The sequence below is a fragment of the Actinoplanes sp. ATCC 53533 genome (assembly GCF_003947245.1).
Genome location: NZ_QHHV01000105.1, coordinates 58,577 through 81,626 on the forward strand (window position 1 = coordinate 58,577; position 23,050 = coordinate 81,626).

Below are 23,050 nucleotides of genomic sequence, written 5' to 3' on the forward strand. Positions count from 1 at the left end.
CCATGTTCGTACCGAGCCACTACCGGATCAAGGACGAGGACTGGCACCGCCGGATCATCGACGGCCACCCCCTCGCGACGCTCACCACGAACGGGACGACCGTTCCCCTGGCCACCCGCCTGCCGGCCCTGGTCGCGCCGGGTGAACCCGAGTCCGGCCCGCTGGCCGGCACCGAGATCCTCGGCCACCTCAACCGCGCCAACCCGCACTGGAAGGCGCTCACGGACGGCACGTACGCCCGGCTGATGTTCGACGGGCCGGGCGGCTTCGTCACGCCGGCCGTCTACCCCGGCGACCCCTCCGCGCCGACGTGGAACTTCGCGGCCGTGCACGTCTGCGGCCGCCTCCGGTTGATCCGCGGGAGGGAGGAGACACTCATGGTCGTCCGGTGGACGGCCGCTCGCCTGGAGGATCGCTTCGGCGCGGGCTGGGACCAGACCTCCTCGGTCGACTACTTCCGCCGGATCGTGCACGGCGTCGGTGCCTTCCGGCTGACGATCGAGTCGGTGGAGGCGCTGTTCAAACTCAGCCAGGAGAAGCCGGCGGACGTGCAGGAGTCGGTGATCCGCCGCTACGAGGCGGATCCCAGCGGCGCCGGCTGGCCGATCGCCCGGCTGATGCGGGAGGCCGGGATGGGCGGCTCCGCCGGATCGCCGGACGACACCGTGTCCTCCTGCCCCTGCTGACCTGCCCCACCGCACAAGATTACGCGTTGACCTGGTGGTCGCCGGACCCACGACCAGTCATCCCCCATGGGCGGTTGACCAAGCCGCGCACGCTGATGAGGCTGTTGCGCAACCGGCTGCCTCGGACCACCACCGCGAACCAGCGTTGGCGCCATCGGTGTCGGCACCGGCGAGGTGTTCACTCTGGACACCTGCTTCCACCGGCGGACCGCGAGTTCCTCGCCACCCTCACCCGCGGAGGTGCTCCGGTCCCGCTGGCCGGCGGGTGGAGGAGGTACGCCGCCTGGGCGCTTTCACTCGGTGCGGGTATCGGCCTCGAGCACGGTGAGGTCGCGCACCGCGTACCGGTGATGCTCGGCCTCCTCCTTGAACACCACGCTGAGGCAGCGACGCACGACGTAGTCCTTGTCCGGGTAAAAATCGGCCGGCTTACGACCACACACCCGGTCGAGCTCAGCCTCGGTGAGCCCGTCAACGACCCGACGCACCGTGGCCATCCGGGCGAGCCGCGGCGCGAGCACCTCGCCAAGCGTCGGGGTCGCATCGAGGGTGAGCCCAAGCTTCGCCGACGCTTCCGCGGCCGGGATCCCACCACCAGGAAGGCCCAACGGGTGACACGGCGCATCCTCCTCGAGCACGGCGTTACCGACCCAGGCATCGCCGGCCATCAACAGATGCCGCTGCGTCTCGACGAACGACCACTCGCCGTCGACCCGCTCATGCAACTTCGCCTCGGATAGGCGCCCGGCGCGATCGAGCGTCTCCTCCCACTGCTTCTCGATGGCATCCCAAGCAGCCCGGTACTCGGCGACGGACGCGGCCTCACGGGCCAACACCCGGTTGGGATGCAACCGGTCGAGCTCGGCCTCGACATAGGCAGTCACGTCGACGTCATTGACAACCACACGCTCGAAGCCGCCACCGAGGGAAACAGCACCCCCATAGCAGTCCACGATCTTCAGGCCGGTGACGTCGCAATCGCGAATCTCGAGGCCGGAGAGGTCGCACAGGTGGATGCGGCCACCACGGAACTGGTCACTTTGGGTGTACTCAGCAGGCATCGGCACAGCTTCCCGTATCCGTCCCGCCCCCGCAAGTGAATGGCACAACCCCCGTTTCAGTGACAAGACCCGTCCGTCCGCGCCGCCTAAAGTTGGATCGACTGGCCCGCCCGCATTCCTCGTTCCAGGCTTGTCTGGCTGGCAGGTACCTCATCGAAAGAAGGGGGTCAAGGTGGCGGAAAGAACGAGCGACCCGGCGATCCGAGGGCTGACGGCCGAACAGGTGGAGTCCTTCAATGAGAACGGGTTCCTCGGCCCCTTCGACCTCTATGCCGAGGACGAGGCTCCGCTGGTCTGGAGCCAGGCCATGATCGAGATGGTTACGTCGGCGAACAAGCCGCACAACTCGACCACCATCAACTGCGACCGGCACCTGGACTGCGACACGTTGTCGCGGAACATTGCCCAGCCGGCGATCGTCCACAAGCTTCGCAGCCTTATGGGCGACGACATCATGTGCTGGAAGACGCACATCTTCGAGAGGGAGCCTGGCGGCTCGGGAACGGGCTGGCACCAGGTCGATGCATCCACTGTGTACAACGAGGCGGAAACCGTCTCGTATCCCTCGCTGCGCTACACCGAGGAGTCCACGGCCGCCACGCAGGAGCTGTTCGTCTGGACGGCCTTCTCCGAGACGGACAAGGAGCACGGCTGCCTACGCTTCCTGCCCGGCAGCCACAAGCAGTCCTACAACGTGGAGAACAAATCCCACAACGGCTACGACTACTCAGAGCTCAAGCTTGACAAGGACTGGGATCCGAACGATCACGAGATCGTCGACATGGAGTTGAAGCCCGGCCAGTTCGTCATCTTCCTGGCCAAGTGCGTCCACGGCTCGCACCCCAACACGAGTGCCACCAGGCGCGTGGGGTTGGCGTCGCGTTACGTCTCGCCGTCCGTGCGGGTCTACGAGCACATCGACCGTCTCAGCGGATGCGTCCTGGTGTCCGGCGAGGACAAGTACGGCCACAACCGGATGCACCAGGAGAACCTCAACGGCTTCCCCTTCCCGAAGGTCGAGTCCGATGGCCACTGACGACCACCGGCAGAGGTTCGCCGAGATCCTCGCGACTCAAATCGATGCGATCGGCGTCGAACCGGCTCGGTCCTGACGTCGCCACCTCGCTGGGCCCGGCAATTCCCAACCCTCTGCCGATCACGCTTGCGTCGACCACCCCGAGGATGAGGTCGCGTAGGAGCGCTGCAGGTCTCGGCACCGGTCAGCCGCTTGTGGCACCAGCAGTCGAGTGCGGCCAGGACGAAGGTCAGCGGGACGCCGCGTCGCTCGGCCTCCAGGGTGGCCAGGTTCTCGCGTGGAGCGGCCAACGCGGCCACCCGGCCGGGCGCGCTCAGATTTCCTCGTAGCCCATCCGCCGGGCGATCGCGGCGCTGATCGCCGCCGCCAGTTGGTCGGCGTGCTCCTGGTCGAAGAGGCTCAGGTGGTTTCCCTTGATCTCGACGGTCGTCACCTCGGCGGCGACGGCGGACCAGCCGCGGTCGCCGTCCATGTAGCCGGCCGGGAACGGCGGCGCGTCGGCGGGCAGCGGGTCGCTCGCGCGCAGGAGGTCCACCTCGGCCGGGTAGTACTCCGGCCGGTAGTCGAGGAACGCCGCGCGGTTGCGTTCGACGGTCTCGGCCAGCTCGGCCTGCGTCGCCGGGGTGGCGTCGGCCCCCTCCAGGCGCAGCACGTCCAGCGCCAGGACCGAAGCCCGGATCCGGGCCGCGTCCGCCGCCGCGGACATGAACGCGGGCGGCGCCCAGGTGTCCAGCAGCAGGGTCGCGGCGACCCGCTCGTTGCGATGCAACCAGCGGCGGGCCATCTCCAGCGCCACGGCGCCGCCCATCGACCAGCCGGCGACCACGACCGGGGCGACGCCGCGTACCGCGTCGACCTCGTCCACGTAGCGGGCCGCGATCTCCTCGATCGACGCCGGCGGAACGTCCGGCGGCGACTGAAGCGCGTACACCGCGAACTCCCGCCCGAGCCGCTTGGCCACCTGGTAGAACGGCAGCACCGAACCGCTCGCGGCGTGCACGAAGACCACCAGCGGCGCGCCCGGGTGCTCGACCAGGCTCACCAGCGGGTCCACGCCCGCCGCAGGTCGCATCGCGCCCAGCGTCGCCGCCAGCGCGCGGACCGTCGGGCCGGTGAACACGTCCAGGACGCTCGGCTTCAGCCCGAACTCGCTCGCGCATTCCTCGATCAGCTTGAAGACCAGCAGCGAATGGCCACCCATGTTGAAGAAGCTCTCGGTGACCGAGACCGAGTCCCGGCGCAGGATCCGGCAGAAAATCCCGACCAGCCGCGCCTCCAGCTCGGTCTCGGGTGCGTCGGTGCGGTCAGCTTCCGTGTCGCGGTCCCGGAGGTCGAGCAGCGCGGCCACGTCGATCTCGCCGCTGCCCCTCCGGGGGATCTCCGCCACGACCGTGACGGTTGCCGGCATCAGGTACTCCGGCAGCCGCGCAGCGGCGCCGTCGACGAGTCTTCTCCCGGACAGCTCATGTTCCCCGTTCGGCACCACGAAGGCGGCGAGGCCGCCGTCCGGCGCCGCGGTCACGACAGCGCGCCACACGCCGTCCTGGTCGGTGAAGGCCGCCTCGATCTCGGCCGGCTCGACGCACAGGCCGTGGATCCGGACCTGCCGGTCGATCGGGCCAAGGTGCTCCAGCACGCCGTCCTCCCGGTGCCGGCAGAGCTCGCCGGTGCGGAACATGCGGGCGCCGGGGGCAGCGAACGGGTCGGCCACGAACCGGTGCGCGGTCAGCGCCGGCCGCCGGTGGTATCCGCGGGCGAGGCCGATCTCGCCGCCGACGTAGAGCTCGCCGACCACGCCGATCGGCACCGGCGTCAGCGCCTCGTCCAGTACGTAGAGGGCACGGTGGCCGGCTGGCCGACCCTGGTCGGTGACCCGTCCGGTCTCGGCCGGCCCGTAGCCGGCGACGAGGTCGCCCGGGAACCCGGCCACGTCCGGCACCATCGACGGCACGACCGACAGCGTCGTGACGCCGTATGCCTCCACATGGTCCGCCAGCCGCCGCGGGTCCCGGTACACCGCTGGCGGCGCCAACGCGACCGTCGCGCCCTGCGACAGCGGCCAGAAGCAGTCCTCGGGCGTCGCCAGGAGCGCCACGTCGCCGGCACCGAGGGGGTGGTCGTGCTTAAGTTGCGCCAGCTCGGCCAGCGCCCCCTCGACCGGGTAGGCGATCGCAGCCGGCCGGTCGGTGGCGTGCGCCGCGTAGCGCAGGCACAGCAGGTCGTACCCGGTTGCCTCGACCGGCAGGTCGTCGGCGGGCGCCCCGGCCCACCGGCCGGACTCCGCAAACGAGCGCACCTGCCACGGTCCTGCCGGCACGCGGCCCGCCGTCGACCCGTCAACGATCACCGCAGCCGGGGCGGCGTCGTCCAGCAGCGCCCCGAGCCGGCCCTCCGCCGGATCGAGCGTTACGTACGGGGCGCCGACCTTAGCCGCGGCAAGCAGCGCGACCGTCTGGTCGACCCCAGGGGAAAGGTACAGCGCCACGACGTTTCCCGGACCGACCCCGGTGTCGCGCAGGAACCACGCCAGCCGGTTGGCCTGGGCGTTCAACTCGGCGTAGCTGAGCTGGCCCTCGGCACCGCGCACCGCGATCGCGTCCGGGGCGCGCTGGACCTGCTCCTCGAACGGCTGCGCCAGCGTGCAGTACGCGACGTCCGGCCGGACGTCCCGGTTGAGCCCGTGCAGAACGCGCTCTCGCTCTGCCTGCGACAGCAGCGGCAGCTCGAACGCTCGCGCGTCCGGCCGCTCGGCGGCCGCGGCCAGCAGATGCTCGAGGACACCTGCGTATCGGAGCGCGGTCCCCCGGTCGAACAGGTCGCCCGAGTACAACATGATGCCGTCGAGCGCGTCGCCGTCCGGGTGCAGGATCAGGGCCAGGTCTACCGGCATGGCGTTCGTGTTCAGCGCCACACTCTTCTCGGCCGCCCGGCCCGAGCCGCCGACCGGTTGCAGCAGAGTGACGATGGTCTGGAACACCTGGTGCACCCCGGACAGCCGGGGCAACCCTAGTTCGGCCACCACCCGGGCATACGGTACGGCCTGATGGTCGTGGGCCTCCAGGAATGCCTCGTGCACCCGGCGGACGACCTCGCGGAACGTCGGGTCGCCGGACAAGTTGGTGCGCATTGGCACCGTCCTCACGAAGCAGCCCACCATCGACTCGGCGATCTCTTGGTCCCGGCCGGCCAGCGGGACGCCGACGAGGATGTCCCGCTGCCCCGTCATCCGGGCCAGGAACAGCTTGTACGCGGCCAGGACGACAACGAACAGGGTGACCCCGTCGTCTGCCGCCAGCCGCTGCAGCCGAGTCAGCAACGAACCGGGAATCGTGACCGGCACGGTGGACGCGGCCCGGCTGGCTCGGGCCGGCCGGGGATGGTCCCTCGGCAGGTCCAGCACCGGCAGGTGACCGGTCAGATTGTGGGTCCAGTAGGCCAGGTCGCGCTGGAGCCTCGCCTCGTCGGTGTTCTCGCGTTCCCAGGCCACGTAGTCGAGGAAGCCAACCGGCGGGGGCGGGTCGAGTGTCCGGCCGGCCAGCAACGCCTCCAGCTCCCGGACGACCAGCTCCCGGGAGAGTCCGTCGGCGACCAGGTGGTGGAAGTTGGTCGCCAGCATGGTGCGCTCGCCGGGCAATGCGAATCCGATGATCGTGAAGAAGCACGGCTCGTCGAGCGGGATCGGACGCTGGGCGGCCCGGTTGCTGATCTCGAGGGCGCGCGCCGCCGCCTCGTCCGCCGGCAGGTGCCGCAGGTCGTGCCAGGTCACTGGCGGCTCGATCAGGCCGCAGTCCTGCTGCATCGGGACACCGTCGCGCTCGAACATCCGCACTCGCAGGATGTCGTGCCGGGCCATCAGCTCCGCCGTGGCGGCGCGCAGTGTCGAATGGTCCAGTGCCCGCTCCATGACCTGCAGGTCCGGAATGCTGTACTCGCTGCTGTCCGGGTACTGCCGGCAGGAGAACCAGATCCCCGCCTGCGGCGGGTTGAGCGGAACGGCGGTCCCCGGCGGCACCGGGGTGATGCGCGGCACTTCGACCGCGGTGGCCCGCTCGCGCAGCAACTTCATGAGCAGCCGCTGCTTGTTCGCGTCCAACGTGGTCATCGGCTTACCTCTCCCGTATCGCCGAGCCGCTCGGCGACGTCGTCGTCGGACATCGTGGCCACCTCGGCGGCCAGCGCCGTCTCCAGGTACCCGGCCACGCCTGCGATCGTCGGTGCGTCGAAGAACTGCCGGACGGTGATCGATATCCCGAACCGGGTCTTGATTCGGTGCAGCATCTGCAGGGCCGACAGTGAGGTGCCGCCGACGGAGAAGAAGTTCTGGTTGCGACCGACCTGGTTGACCTGCAGCAGGTCGCACCACACCTCGGCGACTTCCGCCTCGATCACCGAGGTGACCTCCGAGACACCGGTCCGGGCCTCCCGGTCCCGGATGGTGGGAACGGGCAGCGCCTGCCGGTCCACCTTGCCGGACGGGGTCAGCGGCAGGGCATCCAGCTTCACGTACACCGCCGGCAGCAGATACTGGGACAGGTACCCGGCCAGGTGCTCGGCGATCTCGGGGATGAAGGCGTCCGGCCCGACCACATAGGCCACGATCTCCTTGACGCCGGGCTCGTCCTCCCGGATCGCCACGACCGCCCGCTCGACCGCCGGGTGGCTGTCCAGCACCGCCTCGATCTCGCCGGGCTCCACCCGCACGCCCCTGACCTTGGCCTGGTTGTCCGCCCGGCCGGCGTAGTGCAGCATGCCGTCGTCTTCCAGGCTGGCGAGGTCACCGGTCCGGTACAGCCGCTCCCCCGGCACCACCGGGCAGGGGTGCGGCAGGAACCGTTGCGCCGTCAGCTCCGGCTGTCCGAGGTAGCCGCGGGCCAGGCCGTCCACGCCGGCGACGTACAGCTCGCCGACCACGCCCGGCGGGATCGGCCGGAGCGCTTCGTCCAGCACGTACAGCCGGTAGCCGTTGACCGCCCGGCCCATCGGGACGCCGCCGCCGGCCGGCCAGGCGCGCCCGGTCCAGAGCGCGACCTCCGAGGTCTCCGTCTGGCCGTACGCGTTGTGCAGGTCGAGATCGAAGTGGGCGACGAACCGCTCCAGAAGCGCCGCCGGCACCGCCTCGCCGGAGGTCTGCACGCAGCCGAGGTCCGGGTACTTGGTGGCCGGAACGGTGGCCAGGTACATGTCCAGCATCGACGGTACGAAGTGGGCCAGCACCGTGCCCGGCTCGGCGAGCAGCTCGGCCAGGTACGGCACGTCCGTCTCCGAGCCCGCCTCGGCCAGCTCGACTGTGGCGCCGGCGGCGAGCGTCGCGAAGATCTCCCAGATCGCGACGTCGAAGATCAACGGCGTCTTGTGCACGACTCGTCGGCCGGGCTCGAGCTCGTACCGCCGGGCGATCCACTCCACCCGGGACGCCGCGCAGCCGTGGTCGATGACGACGCCCTTGGGCCGGCCCGTGGACCCGGACGTGTAGTAGACGAAGGCCGTGTTCCGCGGGTGGATCCGACGGTGACTCCGGTCCGGCGCGGCCGCGTCGACGATCGGCGCGGCCGCGTCGACGATCGGCAGGCCCTCCAGCCCGGCCGGCGGCGGCCCCGCGGCGATCACCGCCGCCATCTCGCAGTCGGCGGCTATCCAGCGCAGGCGCTCGGCCGGGTAGCCGGCATCCAGCGGTACGAAGCCGGCACCCGCGCGGAGTACCCCGAGAAGCGCCGCGATCGACTCCACCGAGCGCGGGACGCACACCCCGACCAGGGACTCCGGCCCGATGCCAGCGGCCGCCAACGCGGTCGCCACCGCCTCGGCGCGGGCGTCCAGGTCGGCGTAGCTGACCGAGCTCGTCCACGCCTGCACGGCCACCGCGTCCGGGTCCCGGGCCAGCGCGGCATGGAAACCATCGTGCAGCAGCGTCCGGGCGGCGCCGCGGTCCTCGTGGCCGGCGTTGATCGCGGTCAGCTGGGCGCTGGCCGAGGCGGCCGGCAATAGCGGCAGCTCGGCCAGCTGGGCCGACGGGTCCGCCAATGCCGATTCGAGGAGCGTCAGCAAGGCCTCCTGCCAGCGGCCAGCGGACGGGCGGTCAAACCGGCGGGTGGCGTACTCCACCTCGCCGACCAGCGTCCCGTCGTCCAGCCGCATCGTGCAGGTCAGCGCGACCTTGGCGGTACCGGAGTGGATCAGCTGCTCGGTGATCTGAAGGCCGTCGATCTCGCCGCCGCCGTCCATCGGGGTGGACTCGAAGACGAACATGGTCTGGAAGACGGGGTTGTCGGCCCCGCCGGGGGAAAGACCGCCGACCATCTCCACGAACGGCAGGTCCTGCCGGGACAGCGCCTCGGCCAGCGCCGCGTCGGTGCGCTCCACCAGGTCCCGGAAGCGCATGCCGGGGGTGAATCGCATCCGCAGCGGCACGGTGTTGACCAGGTAGCCGATCAGGTCCTCGGTACCGGGCCGGACCCGGCCGGCCATCGGGACCCCGACCACCACGTCGTCGGCGCCGCCGGTCATCCGGTGCAGCGTGCCGAGGAAGCCAGCCAGCAACACGCCGAACGGAGTAGATCCATAAGCGCGGGCCACCCGCTCCACCGCGGCCAGGCCGACGCCGGCGAGCTCGAGCGGTATCGAGAACCCGGCCCGCCCCTCCGCCCCGGTCGGCCGACCGGGTTCCAGCACCGGCGCGTCGCCGTCGAGCTGCTCCACCCAGTACCGCCGCTGCCCGGCCGCCTCCTCCGAGCCCAGCCAGCGCTCCTGCCAGGCCACGTAGTCGGCGAACCGCACGGACGGCGAAGGCAGCGGGCGGTCCTGGTACAGCGCGGCGAACTCTCGCCAGAACACTCCCAGCGACCATGCGTCAAAGACGCTGTGGTGCACATCGAGCAACCACAGGTGCTGCTCGTCGTCGACCCGGTAGCAGCAGGACCGCACCAGCGGTCCGGCGGACAGGTCGAACGGCCGGGCCGCCTCGGCCTCGGCCAGGCGCGCCGCGGCCGCCCGGTCGGCGACGGATCTCACCTCGGTACGGACCGGCTCTGGCGGCTGGAGCCGGGACCAGACGCGGCCGTCCCGTTCCGCGAGGGTGGTCCGCAACGCCTCGTGCCGCTCCACCAGCGCGGTGAGCGCGGCATCCATCCGCTCGATGTCGAGCGGTCCGGAAATCCAGTATCCGAGGGGTACGGCGTAGGTCGCGACACCCTGCTGCAGCCGGTCCAGGTACCACAGCGCTGCCTGGCCGCGCGAGGCCGGCCGCCATTCGTCGTGCTCGCCGGACGCCGCGACGACTCCGGTGTCTCGCCGGCTGGTCCCCTTGATCAGCGCGGCGAGGGCGGTCACGGTCGGGGCGGAGCGCAGCTCGTTGAACGATAGAGCCGCACCGGTGGCCCGGGCGATGCCGCTGAGCAGTTGCAGACCGCGTAGGGAGTCGCCGCCGGCCGCGAAGAAGTCCTCGTCGGCGCCGGCCGGCCGACCCAGCACGTCGGCGACGAGTCGCGCGACGACGCCTTCCACACCGGAGGACGTGGTCGCGTCGGGCTCGCCCGCGCCGTCCAAGGCGGGGTCGGCGGGTGGTGGTGGCGGCAGCTCGGACGGCAGCACCTTTCTGTTCAGCGGGGACCGCGGGATCCGGTCCAGCCAGACGATGGTCCGCGGGAGCATGACGGCGGGCAGCCGGTCGGCCAGTTCGGCGCGGAGCGCTGCGTCCGCGGCCGGCGTGTGTTCCCCCTCGACGTATGCGACCAGCCGGGCGCCGGAAACCGGGTCGTCGGCCGCGACCACGACGGCGTCGCGTACGCCGGCACAGGCCCGCACCGCGTTCTCCACCTGGCCGGGCTCGACCCGGAACCCGCGAATCTTGACCTGGCGGTCGGACCGGCCGAGGAACTGCAGGTTCCCGTCCGGCAGCCGGTTGGCCCGGTCACCGGTCCGGTACATCCGGGCGCCGGGCGGCCCGAACGGGTCCGGCCAGAACCGGTCGGCGGTGGTGGACGGCGCACCCAGATAGCCGCGGGCCAGCCCGAAGCCGGCGATCCACACGTCCCCCGGTTCCCCGTCGGCCACCGGCGCCAGCTCGTCGTCGAGCAGGTGTACGGTCACCCCGGGCAGTGGTCGGCCGATCGGCACGAGTCCGACGTCGGGCAGGTTCGCCGGGTCCGGCCGGTAGGTGGTGCAGCTGATCGTGGTCTCGGTGGGCCCGTAGTCGGCGATGAAGTCCACGGGTCGCGAGCCGACAGCCTCCATCCAGAGGGCGAGCCGGTCCATCCGCAGCTTGTCCCCGCCGACGAACACGGTGCGCAGGCTGTCGGGCAGCGACACGATCCCGGCGACGAGGTCGTCCGCCCACTGGTGCCAGTAGTTGCTCGGGAGGCTCACCATGGTCGCCCCGCGGGCCTTCATCACGTCGGTCAGCTCGACGCTCGTCGGACGGGGCGTGTCCGGCAGCACGACCGCGGCGCCGGCCAGCCACGCCGGCAGCACCTCCTCCAGCGAGGCGTCGATGTGCATCGAGGTGAACTGCAGGAACCGGTCGGACGACCGCAGGCCCAGCTCCGCCCGGATCGCAGCGGCGTGTTCGGCCAGGCTGGCATGCGAGACCCCGACGGCCTTCGGCCGGCCGGTCGAGCCGGAGGTGAAGGCGCAGTACGCGAGATTGCCGGGCCACAGCGCCGGCCGGGCACCAGCCGGGTCCGGTTCGGCCGAGCCGGCCGGTTCGGCCATGAGGTCGGCCAGGTCGACCACCGAGAACCCGGCACCGTCGAACGTTCTCTCCGGTCCACCGCGGAGCACCAGCTCCACCTCGGCGTCGGCAAGCATCCCCGCCACCAGCCCGGCGGGCAGCGCGGCGTCCAGCGGAACGTAGACGCCACCGGCCTTCCACACCGCGAGCACCGTCACCAGCCAGCGGGCGGACTGTTCGACGGCGACCCCGACCCGGACCTCCGGCCGCACACCGCGCACAGCGAGACGGTCGGCCAGCTCGCCGGCCCGCTCGTCGAGCTGGCGGAAGCTCAGGACACCGTCACCGGACATGATCGCAGGCGCGTCCGGGGTGCGCGCCGCCTGGGCCTCGATCAACTGATGTACGCAGAGATCGGACATCGATCGCCTACCTCCTTCCGTGCTGTAGAGATGAAGCGTTCGGGTCAGGCGGCCGTGCCGGCGGCCGTGGATCGCCGCCAGCTGTCGTACAAGCCGGTGTAGACACCGCCCGCCGCGAGCAGCTCGTCGTGCCGGCCGCGTTCCACGAGCCGGCCGCCGTCGAGCACGATCACCTCGTCGGCCTGTTCGGCGGTGGCCAGCCGGTGCGCGACGGTCAACGACGTGCGGCCCGCGGTGAGCCGGCGCAACGCCTCGATGAGCGTCAGCTCGATCTGCGGGTCCACGGCCGAGGTCGCCTCGTCGAGGATCAGGCAGGCCGGGTCGGCCAGGTGCGCGCGGGCCAGCGCGACCAGCTGCCGCTCGCCCGCGGACAGGCTCTCGCCGCGCTGCCCGACCGGGGTGTCCAGGCCGCGCGGCAGGCCGGCGAGGAACGCTGCCGCACCCAGATCGTGGAAGGCCCGCTCGACGTCGGTACGGGTGGCGGACGGTCGCCCGTACCGGACATTCTCCTCGACCGTGGTGTCGAAAAGGAACGGTTCCTGCGGCACGACCACCACGCGCGAGCGCAGCGACTCGGTCGCGATTTCCCGTGTGTCCACGCCGCCGATCAGGATGTGGCCGCGGTCCGGGTCGGCCAGCCGGGCGATCAGCTTCGTCAGCGTCGTCTTGCCCGATCCGGTGGCGCCGACCAGCACGACCTGGCGACCGGCCGGCACCTCGAACGACACGTCGGTCAGGGCCGTGCCGGCGTTCGGGTAGCCGAAGGTGACATTCCGTACGACCACTTCCGGCGGGCTGGCCGGCAGCTGCCGGCCGTCGACCGGTTCGGTGACGTCCTCGACGATGTCCAGCAGTGCCAGCACCCGTCGCCAGCCGGCCGCGGCATTCTGCGCGAAATCGATGACCTGAGTGAACTGTCCCACCGGCCCCATGAACAGGGTCACCAGCAGGAGGAACGCGACCAGCTCGCCGGCGGTGTGCCCGGTCGACGGGCCGATCGCCAGGCCCACCGCGACGACGCCGACCGCCACGATCGCGGCGAACAGCTCGGCGAGGGAGAACAGCACGCTGCCCAGATAGCCGGCGCGGGCCTTCGTGTCCCGCCAGCGGTGGATGGCCGCCGTGGTCCGCCGCAGGCTCGGTTTCGTGATGCCGTAGGCGCGGATGACGGGCGCGCCCTGGATCGACTCCGAGGTCACCGTGAGCAGATCGGCGACGCGGCCCCGGACCGCGGAGTGCGCGGGCCCGAGGCGCCGGGTCAGCACGTTGATGAGGACGACCATCGGCACGATCAGCGCAACCGTGACCAGCGTCAGCCAGACGTCGTAGTACAGCATGCCGACGAGGGCAGCCAGCATTGCGGCGCCGTTCACCACCCAGGCGATGCCGCCCCACTGCAGGAACTGGCTGAGGGTCCCGACGTCGGAGGTCACCCGGGACACCAGCTTCCCGCGCGTCTCGGCCGAGTGGTACGCCACGCTGAGCCGGTGTACGTGGCCGAAGGCGCGGACCCGCAGCCCGCACAGTGCGCGCTCGCTGGCGATCGCAAGGCGCAGCAGGCTCACCCAGTTGACCAGGGCGGTGCCCAGCACCGCCACCCCTGCCAGCGCGCCTAGCCGAACCAGCTGGCCAACGTCGATGTGTCCGGTGCTGAGTCCCCGGTCGAGGAGCTGCTGGACGAGGACCGGTACGGCCAGCCGGCCGAACCCGCCGACCAGGGCGAGGACGATTGTCAGGGCCAGGCCGTCGCGGATCTCCGGGATGGAGGCGAAGCCGCGCCGAAGCACCGCGGGCGTCGACCCGGCAATACCGTCGGGGTCGACCGCGTACGCACTCATGCCGCTACCTGCTCTCGCTGGAATCCCTGGATCAGCCGGTCGTAGCCGTCGATCCGGAGCAGGTCCCCGTGGGCGCCCACACCGGCCACGCGGCCGCTGTCGAGGTACACGACCGCGTCGGCCCGGGCCAGCGTCGCGGCGCTGGTGGTGACGACGATCGTGGTGGTGGACGGCAGGCTGGCGGCCAGCCCGCTCATGATCTCCTGCCGGGTGGTCGCGTCGACCGCGGACGTGGCCTCGTCGAGCAACAGCACCCGGGGCTGACGGACCAGTGCCCGGGCCAGCGCGAGGCGTTGTCGTTCGCCGCCGGACAGCCTTGCCCCACGCTCGCCGACCCGAGTCTCCAGCCCGTCCGGCTGGCGCTCGACGATGGCGGTGGCCCGGGCGAGGCGGAGCGCCTCGTCCAGCCGCTCCCGGTCAGCGTCCGCGGGTGCTTCCGATGGGGTCCGGTCGAAGTCGAGTCGGACGTTCTGGGCCAGCGTGCCGGCGAACAGGAACGGCTCCTGGAAAACCGCCGCACAGGCCGCCGCCCGGTCGGCTGCGGCGACCCGGTACAGGTCGACCCCGTTCAGCAGCACCGTGCCGCCGGTCGGGGGCAGCAGGCCGGCCAGCGCCAGCAGCAGCGTGCTCTTGCCCGAACCGGTGCTCCCGGTGATCGCGACGGTCGCACCGGCCGGGACGTCAAAGCCCACATCGGAAAGGACCTCCGGGCCGTCCGGGTAGGCGAAGCCGAGACCGCGGACGCTGAGGCCGAGCGGACCGTCCGGCAGCGGTTGCGGATCCACCAAAGCCGGCGGTGGCGTCTCGCCGAGCACCTTCTGAACCCGGCCGTACCCCGCCAGCACGTGCGGCACGTGGGCCAGCACGTTGCCGATCACGCTGAGAGGCACCGCCAGCAGGGCGAACAGGCTGACGAAGCTGACCAGCTGGCCGACCGTGATCGCGCCGCTGTTCACCCGCCACGCCCCGACCACCAGGATGATCAGCGACGTGGCGGCCGGGATCAGATCGAACAGCTCGTTCATCAGCCATTCGCGACCGGCCAGCTTGATATTCGCATCGCGGAGCCGGGCCGATTCGGCGCCGAACCTGTCCCGCTCGGCGCGGTCCCGGCCGAGCGTCTTCACCAGGAACGCGCCGTCGAAACTCTCGTGGGCGACTGCGGTCACCCGCCCCAGCCGCTGCTGGGCCTCCACGGCGAGCCCTTCGACCCGTTTCTGGTACACGGAGTTGACCAGCAACAGCGCCGGAATCGAGGCACCGCCGACCACTGCCAGGATCGGGTCCACCGCCAGCATCCAGCCGGCGGTGACCAGGAACATCAGGAACATGCCGAGTACCTGCGGAACTCGGGCCGGCAGGTCCGCGGCCGCCTCCGGGTCGGTGGTCACGTGCGCCAGCTTCTCGCCGGTCGGGTGGGCCTGATGGTAGGCCATCGGCAGCGCGTCGTACCGCTCGACCACGGCCTCCCGCAGGGTGGCATCGAACCGGGCCCGGGTCGCGACGGCGGTCCATTTTACGACCAGCCCTGCCGTGCCCTTGACCACGCCGATCGCGAGCACGACCAGGACCACGGCGACGGCGGTGCCGGTGGCCACCTGGCCGCCCTCGAACCTCGGTATCACCACGTGGTTGACCAGCTCGCCGAGCGCGACGGACCAGACGGTCAGTCCCGCTCCGTACAGCATCGCGGCGGCCAGCCCCCAGCTCATTGGACCCGGATGGGCGCGGAAGGCGGCGAGCAGCAACGTGCGCGACCGGCGCAGGACGTCGCGCCGTGCGGCTGGCTTCTGATCCACTATCGCCACTTCCTCATCATTCGCTGTCGTCATTGCTGCTCAGCGGTACGAGTGGAGACCGACCCGGCGGCTCGTTCGTGGTGCCGCAGTGGAATGAGCCGCCAAAGCGTTTAAGGTCCGGAAGGGACATGGGGATGTAGGAGCTGACTGGAGACCCGGTCGCGTACTCTGGCTCAGCCACTGTGCGTCCTTTGCTCCTCAGCGGAGGCGCTCATGGCGGCCCGCAGGCTGGCCGGGCGCATGTCCGTCCACAACTCGCCGATGCGCGCCAGACAGTCGTCCCGGGACGCCGGCTCGCCGACCGGCTCCCACCCGGCCGGCACCGGCCGACCCGACCGCCAGATCGAGTACTGCTCCTCGTCGTTGCGGACAATCACGTACATCTCGTCGGTGTCGGTCATGACTGCCTCTCGCTCTCGCTCTCGGCCGGGTCCGCACGCGGCTCCGATGACAGGGGGAACCGGCTGGAAAGGGCCTCGATCTCGATCTCGATCCGGACCGAACCGCCGGCGCGTGCGGCCGGCCCGGAATCCGCCGGGTCGACGCGAGCCAGGTGCGCCACAAGTCGGTCCCGGTCGGTCACCACCCGGGCGCATCCGCGAACGTCGATCAACATCGAGTCCCCGACTTGCGGCTCGCCGGGCGGTGCCCCGTCCGGCTGGAATATCACCAGGACCTTGCCGCCGTCCAGCAGCGGCAGCTGCGGATCGGTCCGGTCGAGCACCCCGAACAGGACGCCGTTGCGACCGCGGTCGCGATCCAGCACCAGCGGCAGCCGGGTCGCGACCGGGAACTCCCCCGCACCGGCGCTCACCAGCGTTCCGGAGCCGCATCGCTCGATCAGCGCCACCAGCGTCGCGGCGGCCGGCCCGGCGTCGTGCCCCGCCGGCGGGAACGCGCGAGCCAGCGAACCACCGTCCTTGGCGATGGCTGTGATGATCTGCTTGGACCGGAAGGGCAGCAGCGACAACAGCGTGTCGCCGAGCCCGTGCGTCGCCTCGGCGAAGCCCTGCACGTACAGGCCGCAGGTCAGCTCGTCGGTCGTGCGCACGCGGTGTTCACGGGAAACCGCCAGTCGGCCATCGGCATCGGTGTCCAGGTAGGGAAGGACGTCGCGGTACATCACCGAGTCCAGTTCGCGCCGGTACCCGGTGGCCAGCACCAGGCCGTCAACTCGGAGCACACGGGCCCCGCCGCCGAAGCGGGCGTCGACCCCGATCCGGATGCCCGTGCCGTCGGCCCCGGCCTCCACCCCGGTCAGCCGGGAGCCGTCGTGCACCGCGAGGCGGGTGCGGCCGCGGACCTCGTCGGCGTAGACCAGCCGGTACAGCTCGTCGAGAAAACTCGCCTCCACCACGCCGTAGTTGGTGGTTCGCAGGCCGGCGTAGTAGTCGCGCCGGTTCGCCTCGTTGCGGGAGTAGAAGTCGGCGGCGTTGGCCTCGAAGAACTGCTCGTTCGCGAACGGATTGTTGTCGGTGGCACGCAGCGAGTACCCCGGCAGGATCAGGTGCACGCGGGCGTTGCGGTACCGATCCAGCAGGTAGTGGGTGATCTCGCCGGCGCTTTGCCCGTCGCCGGCGACCGCGAACTCCCACTCGCGGTCGCGGTCGGTGAACGTCTCGGGGACCGTTGGCAGGAACGCGCTGGAGTGCACCACGGTCGGGCCGAGCGTCACCGCCTCCGGCACGCGGGGTACGCCGCCGAGCGCGTGCACAATGTTGCGGGCGTGGTACTCGACGACGCCGCCGGTCGTGGTGTCGGTCGCGGTCACCCGGAACAGCGACAGCGTGCCGTCATCGTCGCGGACCGCGGTCACCTCGCGGACCGCGGAGCGGTAGCGCACCACGCCGGCGAACTGTGCGGCGACCCACCTCAGGTAGTCCTGGAACTCCAGCCGGGTCGGCCGGAACTCGGCGAGGTTCACGAACCTCTCCAGCCGTCCCTTGGCCTTCTCGTACTGGAGGAAGGTGAATGGGCTGGCCAGGTTTCGCAGGGACACCAGGTCCTTGAGGAAAGAGATCTGCATCCGGGCGCCGTCGATGAGCATGCCCTCGTGCCAGCGCGTGTCGCCGGAGCGCTCCAGGAACAGGCAGCGGCGATCCGGCGCGATCTCCTGGGCTGCGATCGCGAGCGCGACGTTCGACGGTCCGAAGCCCAGTCCGATCAGGTCGTACGGCTCATCAGGCGTGCCGAGATTCCGCACGTACCGCTCCCTCCTCGACGTCCGCCCGGCTCATCGGGTGGGTCGGGTCGCTGAGGAGCGTTGGGCGACGCGATCGATGCGACCGGTGTCCAGGAAGCCGACCACGGGCGGCACTGGGGACACGACCCGGCCGGCCTCGTCGAGCCGCTCCTGATACTGCGCCGCGACCTCGCGAAGCCGGGTCCAGTGCGCCGTGGGGCGCAGATGGTGCTCCTGGTGGTATCCGTCGTTGAAGGTCAGCCGGTTGTACAGCCGGCTGTAGTAGCTCACGGAGTTCGCGTACCGGCTGTCCGGCTCCGCGCCGAAGTGCCGGTAGTAGTTCTGGACGTTGACCAGGGTGAAGGCGATCGCCACCGACGGCAGGTAGCACAGCAGCACCCACTGCCAGGAGAGGACGGCGAGCAGCACGGTGAAAGCCACCTGTGCCAGGCGGTCGTAGCGGAGCTGGCCGAGCTCGGCCGCGCGCCGGCCCGGGTTCCGGGAGGCCAGCCCGCGCAGCGTGGTCTCCCGGGGGCCGACGCCGCCCAACCGGCGCAGGGACGCCCAGGTGACCGCGAACTCCTGGATCGAGGCGACGAGGCTGTAGGCCAGGTACCGCCAGAGCGGGGCGTGGTCGTCGTCCCGGCTGTATCGGTAGGTGGAGCTGAAATCGGCGGTGGTCCCGTCGCGCTTGCGGTCGTTGTTGTACCGGTGGTGGTTGCGGACGTGGCTCAGGTGGTACGCCTGCGCCGACTGCGCGATGTTCGCCGACATCACCAACGACACGATCCCGTTCAGCCGGGCGTCGTTGAACCAGGGCTGGTGCACGAACATGTGGTTCACGATGAGCACCGAGTAGGTGATCATCGCGGTGACCAGGACCGCCGAGCCGAGCCGCGGCCACAGCCCGGCCGGCGTCAGCGCGGCCAGCGCGATCGTCACGGCGAACTGCGCGATGCAGAGCCCGAGCAGGATGGCGTCGGCCGGGCTGTTGCGCCATAGCCGTCGGGGCTCGCGCTCGATCATTTCACCATCACCTTTCCGAGTACTCGTCGACGTAGCCAGGGCATGCCGTCCAGCCGCCGTCGGCGGGCCGGATCCGTGAGGCGGTTCGACCCGGGTGAATGCCGCTCGTCGCTCGTGAACACTGACCGACCGTACGCAGCTCCGGCTGTCCAGCGCAGTCACGTGAACCGGCGACGCGGCGCCCGGCCCGCTTCGCGGACCATGGGCGCGGGCGGGGGGCTGTTTTACGGGACACAGTCCCCCACTGGCCCGGCGTTAGGTTTCTTGGCAGGAGGTTCGGCCGGCTTCTTGCCGCAAATGCCGTGCACCATTCCCCGCTGTGCGAGGGAGTGGCTCGCGGTGGTCCTCCTGCGCGCGATTGCCAGGTTTTCGACGTTGGAAGAGGAAGAAGCGCGATGCGTCCATCTACCCGATGTTCTGATCAGGCGGTAGACGACCCGACGGCGCTGCCGATCCAGACGGTGTTCGCCCGCGCGTGTGACCCCGAGAGCACGCCACTGCCCGATGCCCTGCGGGACGCGATCGTTGCGGAGTTGGACCGCGGCTGCGCCGACGATCGCGGTTCGCGGGTCCCGCTGGCCGACCTCGGGCCGTCGGTCGCCGCCTGGGCCGCCACGCAACGCTCGCGCTTCGAGGCACTCTTCGCCGCGGCGGAACGCGAGGGCCGCGCCGACGTGCTCGTCCGCCGGGCGGTCCTCGCGTGTGCTCCCTTGTCCTCGCTGTCCGGTGCCTGGCTGCAGTGGATGAGCGAGCCGGGCAACGCCGAGGAAGCGGTCACCATGTGGGTGCTCTCCCTGTTCGCGGGCGATGTCGGCGCCGGGCATCCGCGGGCGTCCCGAGGCAGCGTCTACCTCTCTCTCATGCAACACCTCCGGGTGGCCGTGCATGCGCATCCGGCGAGCCAACTGGCGCAGGACCGCCGAATCGCCGATCAGTCCTTCTACCTACCGGCCGTCGCGTTGACGATGAGCCGGCGCCCGGACGCATACCGGGGCGAGATCATTGGTCTTGACCTATGCCTGCGTGAGGTCGGCCTGCTCCCGCCGCTCGACGGTGTTCAGACCCGGCTTCCGCACGCGATCGGATGGGACGCGCTGGATCCGAGCCGCGCGCGCACGCCGGACGGGCCGCCGCCGGTCGAGGATGCTCGGGCCGTGGCGGCCGCGTTCGTCGAATCAGCCGGTACGGCCGGCGCGACCGCGGTCGAGCGCGGCTTCGCCTGGGCGTTCGGCGCGCTGCGACGTTGGTGCGACGAGGTGGCCCAGGAGCTGGACGCCGCTCGCGACCCGGGTTTCGAGATGGCGGAGCTGGTGCGGTCCCGGGCTAGGGAGGCGTCCGTCTATCACGACCGGTTCAGCGTGCAGGGCCGGCCGCTGCAGGAGTGGCTCTCCGAGGCGCGCACCGACCCGATCCCGTTCCTGACCGCGCTGGCGAACAGTCGCCTCATCCGGCCGGGCAATTCCGAGGCCAGCCGCCTGACCGGCACGCTCGTGTCGGACAAGGGCCGGATGTTCCGGATATTCCCAGACAACGAACTGGACACGATCAAGCGATGGATCGACGCGCTGCCGGCGGATCCCGCACAGCGGGCAGGGTGGCGACCGCCCGCCCATCAGCCCCGGCGGATCATGCTCCGGCCGGCCTCGGAAAGCGCCCACGATGACGGCGACGCTCCCGCGGACATCCGGCAGGCATACATCCGTCTGTTGCGGCGCACGATCACACCGGCGACCCGCCGGTATGCGCTGCGATACGTGGAAAAGCGGCTCGCCAGGTCCCGCCAGGGCATGGAGTCGTCCGCCCAGTCACTGCCGGACGAGCACCCGGTGGACGGTCTGCGGTCTTGGCTGCTCGACCAGCACGACCTCCACAACATGGAGTTCCACAACGGCCTGGGCGATCCCTTGCCGGACCGCGCCGACCTGATCGACTCGAGCGTGCAACTGGCGCCGCTCACCCTGATCGACGGTGCCTGGCTGACCGGCTACACCGACTATCAGCTCGCCTCCTCCGAGCGCGGGCACTTCCTGTTCGACACCTACTGGGACGAGCTCGGCAACAGCGACCTGAGCCTGAACCATCCATTGATCTACCGTGCCGTGTTGCGGGAGATGGGCATCGACCTCCCACCGACTCGCTCGCCGGAGTTCGCGACCTGGTCCGGGTTCCGGGACCAGTCGTTCGATACGCCGGTCTACTGGCTGGCGATCGGCCGGTTTCCGCGCACGTTCGAGCCGGAGATTCTCGGCCTGAACCTGGCGATGGAACTGTCCGGGGTCGGCGGCAACTATCGCCGCGGCCGGCAGACGCTCCAGAAGCACGGCTTCAGTACCGCGTTCGTCGACATCCACAACACCATCGACAACGTCGCGACCGGCCACTCCGCCTGGGCGGCCGACGCCATCGACGGATACCTGGCCCAGCAGGCGCCGACGGCTAGCACCGACGCATGGGACCGGATCCGGGCCGGATACCGATCGCTGAACGCACCATCCGAACTCCTGGCACCCGAAGGGGCCCGCCGAGCCAAAACCTGAGCGACGGTCGCATGTCTGAGCTGGTCCTGGGCATCTCCGCCGATTATCACGACAGTGCGGCGGCGCTCGTCCGCGACGGCCGCCCCGTCGCGGCCGCGCAGAAGGAGCGGTTCACCCGGCGCCACGACTCGGCGTTCCCGGCCCGAGCGGTCGCGTACACGCTCAGCGAGGCCGGTGCCGCGGGCGCCGGGGACGGGATCGCTGACGCGGGCGCAGCAAAAGCCAGCTGTCGAGGTGCCGCGCCCTGAACTCGACGGCCGCCTCGATCAGGCTAACCGCCGTCGGCTCGGGCCCACTCGTCTGTGTTGCCAAGAAGTTGACGCCAGGCCGAAGCGGTGCGGTGTCCCCGCAAGACGCTCCGCACCGCTTACCGATCCGTTGGCCGCCCTACGGCCAGGAGAGGCAGAAGGTGTGGCCGGCCGGATCCGCGTAGACCCGGAACCCCTTCCGTGCGGCCGGATCATCGACCGCCTTCAACAGCCGCCCACCCAACTTGAGCGTCTTCTCGTGCGCGGCCTCGAGGTCCTCGAGGTAGAAGTCGAGGTGGACCTGCTGTGACGGTCCGCCGTCGGGCCACACGGGTGGCACATGATCGGGCACGAGCTGGACCGCCAGGTGCCAGTCGCCGTCGACCCAGACGTTGTGCCAGGTGTCCTTCGCCTCGACGGAGCCGTCCAGGAGTCCCGCCCAGAACGCGCTCTCTGCCTCGATATTGGCTGCCTCGAAAACGATCGTCCGACGCTTGAAATTCACAAGGCCACACCCTTTCTGGCTGATTTGTAGGTCCGTCCGCCTGATGTCGAATTCCGCCCGCTCATTCTCGCCGCTCCGGCGGCACCGTGACGGCCCCCGGTTCAGGTGACTGCGCCGGTCCGCGAAGGTGTCAGCGAGTCGGCGTTCCCGAAGGCGCGGGTGCTCACGGTGAGCGAATGCGGCACTCATGCCATGCTCGCTGCGCAGGTCGGCCCGTGGTCGCATGGGGAGCAGACCCTGGCGATGCCGCTGTTGTCGCGGCTGCGTCCCGGCGAGTTGCTCACCGCGGACCGTATTTCTACTCCTTCACTGCCTGGGACCGGGCCCACGCCACCGGCGCTGACCTGCTGTGGCGGCTACGCGCCGGGATCCCGCTACCCGTGATCAAAATCCTTGGCGACGGCACCTACCTGAGCATGCTGACCACCAAGAACATCCACCGCGGGCGCCGCGAGCGGATCCTGGCCGCCGCCCGCGCCGGCACCCTGGATGACTGCCGCGACGCCTACGACGCACGTGGTCTACCCGTCGTCCACATCGTCCGGGTTATCGAGTACGACATCCCGGACCGCGACGGCAACGGCACCGGCGAACTCATCACCCTGCTGACCAGCATCCTGGACCCCGCCCACGCCCGCGCCGACGAACTAGCCGAGGCGTATCACCTGCGCTGGGAACACGAGATGAGCCACCCGTGGTGCAGGTCAAGTCCGGGTGTTCTTTCATTCTTGGTCTCCTTGGGATGGTTCGGGCGGATTGGGTGGGTTCCAGCGTCGGTGCTGGTGGTAGCCGGGGGGCCGGTCTCGCAGTTGGCGCAGTCGGTCGAGTTCGGTGGGGTCGGCGGTGATGATCCAGTGTTTGTCGTCGCTGGCGCGGTGGGCGGTGACCCATCCCCGGTAGATCCAGGTGTAGGCCGTCGCGGTCGGCATGCGCAGAGCCGCGGCCAGCCCGGCGACCGACCATTCGTGCTCCGCCAAGACCGTCACGGGGGTGTTGTGGTGCTGGGTGCGGATGCCGCGTTGGTGCAGGATGGTGCGGACCTGCT

The 23,050-nt window shown here is 70.6% G+C and carries 14 protein-coding genes and 1 pseudogene; 6 read left to right on the forward strand and 9 right to left on the reverse strand.

Annotated elements, in window-relative coordinates:
* Positions 1 to 2 precede the first annotated feature (2 nt).
* A complete protein-coding gene (locus DMB66_RS31335) occupies positions 3 to 686 on the forward strand; it encodes an FMN-binding negative transcriptional regulator (protein WP_125807717.1) in 684 nt (227 codons plus the stop codon).
* A gap of 293 nt (positions 687 to 979) precedes the next feature.
* Here the strand turns inward: DMB66_RS31335 and DMB66_RS31340 are convergent, their stop codons facing one another.
* Positions 980 to 1,747, reverse strand: a complete 768-nt coding sequence (locus DMB66_RS31340) for a DinB family protein (RefSeq protein WP_125807718.1) — start codon at positions 1,745 to 1,747, stop codon at positions 980 to 982.
* 172 nt (positions 1,748 to 1,919) lie between these two features.
* On the opposite strand from DMB66_RS31340, the gene DMB66_RS31345 reads away from it, so the two are divergent.
* Positions 1,920 to 2,783: a phytanoyl-CoA dioxygenase family protein gene (locus DMB66_RS31345; RefSeq protein ID WP_158647431.1), complete on the forward strand. Its 864-nt coding sequence runs from the start codon at positions 1,920 to 1,922 to the stop codon at positions 2,781 to 2,783.
* Positions 2,784 to 3,096: 313 nt separating this feature from the next.
* Here the strand turns inward: DMB66_RS31345 and DMB66_RS31350 are convergent, their stop codons facing one another.
* The 7 genes from DMB66_RS31350 to DMB66_RS31380 form a co-directional block, all read right to left on the reverse strand.
* Positions 3,097 to 6,885: a condensation domain-containing protein gene (locus DMB66_RS31350; protein ID WP_125807720.1), complete on the reverse strand. Its 3,789-nt coding sequence runs from the start codon at positions 6,883 to 6,885 to the stop codon at positions 3,097 to 3,099.
* Positions 6,882 to 11,870 (reverse strand): non-ribosomal peptide synthetase, encoded by a 4,989-nt coding sequence (locus tag DMB66_RS31355; protein ID WP_125807721.1) that lies wholly within the window; start codon positions 11,868 to 11,870, stop codon positions 6,882 to 6,884. Before DMB66_RS31355 ends, DMB66_RS31350 begins: the two co-directional genes overlap by 4 nt.
* Before the next feature lie 44 nt (positions 11,871 to 11,914).
* Positions 11,915 to 13,708, reverse strand: a complete 1,794-nt coding sequence (locus DMB66_RS31360) for an ABC transporter ATP-binding protein (RefSeq protein WP_125807722.1) — start codon at positions 13,706 to 13,708, stop codon at positions 11,915 to 11,917.
* Positions 13,705 to 15,507, reverse strand: coding sequence for an ABC transporter ATP-binding protein (locus DMB66_RS31365; RefSeq protein WP_158647432.1), 1,803 nt, complete (start codon positions 15,505 to 15,507; stop codon positions 13,705 to 13,707). Before DMB66_RS31365 ends, DMB66_RS31360 begins: the two co-directional genes overlap by 4 nt.
* Positions 15,508 to 15,680: 173 nt before the next feature.
* A complete protein-coding gene (locus DMB66_RS31370; protein ID WP_125807724.1) occupies positions 15,681 to 15,908 on the reverse strand; it encodes an MbtH family NRPS accessory protein in 228 nt (75 codons plus the stop codon).
* On the reverse strand, positions 15,905 to 17,710 hold the full coding sequence (locus DMB66_RS31375) for a SidA/IucD/PvdA family monooxygenase (RefSeq protein WP_125807725.1): 1,806 nt from the start codon (positions 17,708 to 17,710) through the stop codon (positions 15,905 to 15,907). Before DMB66_RS31375 ends, DMB66_RS31370 begins: the two co-directional genes overlap by 4 nt.
* Before the next feature lie 30 nt (positions 17,711 to 17,740).
* Positions 17,741 to 18,715, reverse strand: coding sequence for a fatty acid desaturase (locus DMB66_RS31380; protein WP_125807726.1), 975 nt, complete (start codon positions 18,713 to 18,715; stop codon positions 17,741 to 17,743).
* 395 nt (positions 18,716 to 19,110) lie between these two features.
* On the opposite strand from DMB66_RS31380, the gene DMB66_RS31385 reads away from it, so the two are divergent.
* Together DMB66_RS31385 and DMB66_RS31390 are read left to right on the forward strand one after the other, a co-directional pair.
* Entirely contained in the window at positions 19,111 to 21,252 is a 2,142-nt protein-coding gene (locus tag DMB66_RS31385; RefSeq protein WP_125807727.1) for an iron-containing redox enzyme family protein, read from the forward strand.
* 11 nt (positions 21,253 to 21,263) lie between these two features.
* Positions 21,264 to 21,500: a carbamoyltransferase N-terminal domain-containing protein gene (locus DMB66_RS31390; RefSeq protein ID WP_125807728.1), complete on the forward strand. Its 237-nt coding sequence runs from the start codon at positions 21,264 to 21,266 to the stop codon at positions 21,498 to 21,500.
* A gap of 139 nt (positions 21,501 to 21,639) precedes the next feature.
* Here the strand turns inward: DMB66_RS31390 and DMB66_RS31395 are convergent, their stop codons facing one another.
* Positions 21,640 to 22,005 (reverse strand): VOC family protein, encoded by a 366-nt coding sequence (locus DMB66_RS31395; RefSeq protein WP_125807729.1) that lies wholly within the window; start codon positions 22,003 to 22,005, stop codon positions 21,640 to 21,642.
* 105 nt (positions 22,006 to 22,110) lie between these two features.
* Here DMB66_RS31395 and DMB66_RS31400 point away from each other — a divergent pair, with 105 nt between their 5' ends.
* Both DMB66_RS31400 and DMB66_RS31405 read left to right on the forward strand, forming a co-directional pair.
* Positions 22,111 to 22,389 (forward strand): hypothetical protein, encoded by a 279-nt coding sequence (locus DMB66_RS31400; RefSeq protein WP_125807730.1) that lies wholly within the window; start codon positions 22,111 to 22,113, stop codon positions 22,387 to 22,389.
* Positions 22,386 to 23,050 (forward strand): annotated as a pseudogene (locus DMB66_RS31405) (hypothetical protein); the annotation flags it as partial. The gene DMB66_RS31400 and the pseudogene DMB66_RS31405, both read left to right, overlap by 4 nt.

Bases quoted from the DNA above. Each gene is read 5' to 3' on its own strand.
- DMB66_RS31335 (WP_125807717.1), top strand. From the start codon at position 3: ATGTTCGTACCGAGCCACTACCGGATCAAGGACGAGGACTGGCACCGC.
- DMB66_RS31340 (WP_125807718.1), bottom strand. From the start codon at position 1,747: ATGCCTGCTGAGTACACCCAAAGTGACCAGTTCCGTGGTGGCCGCATC.
- DMB66_RS31350 (WP_125807720.1), bottom strand. From the start codon at position 6,885: ATGACCACGTTGGACGCGAACAAGCAGCGGCTGCTCATGAAGTTGCTG.
- DMB66_RS31355 (WP_125807721.1), bottom strand. From the start codon at position 11,870: ATGTCCGATCTCTGCGTACATCAGTTGATCGAGGCCCAGGCGGCGCGC.
- DMB66_RS31360 (WP_125807722.1), bottom strand. From the start codon at position 13,708: ATGAGTGCGTACGCGGTCGACCCCGACGGTATTGCCGGGTCGACGCCC.
- DMB66_RS31370 (WP_125807724.1), bottom strand. From the start codon at position 15,908: ATGACCGACACCGACGAGATGTACGTGATTGTCCGCAACGACGAGGAG.
- DMB66_RS31380 (WP_125807726.1), bottom strand. From the start codon at position 18,715: ATGATCGAGCGCGAGCCCCGACGGCTATGGCGCAACAGCCCGGCCGAC.
- DMB66_RS31385 (WP_125807727.1), top strand. From the start codon at position 19,111: ATGCGTCCATCTACCCGATGTTCTGATCAGGCGGTAGACGACCCGACG.
- DMB66_RS31390 (WP_125807728.1), top strand. From the start codon at position 21,264: ATGTCTGAGCTGGTCCTGGGCATCTCCGCCGATTATCACGACAGTGCG.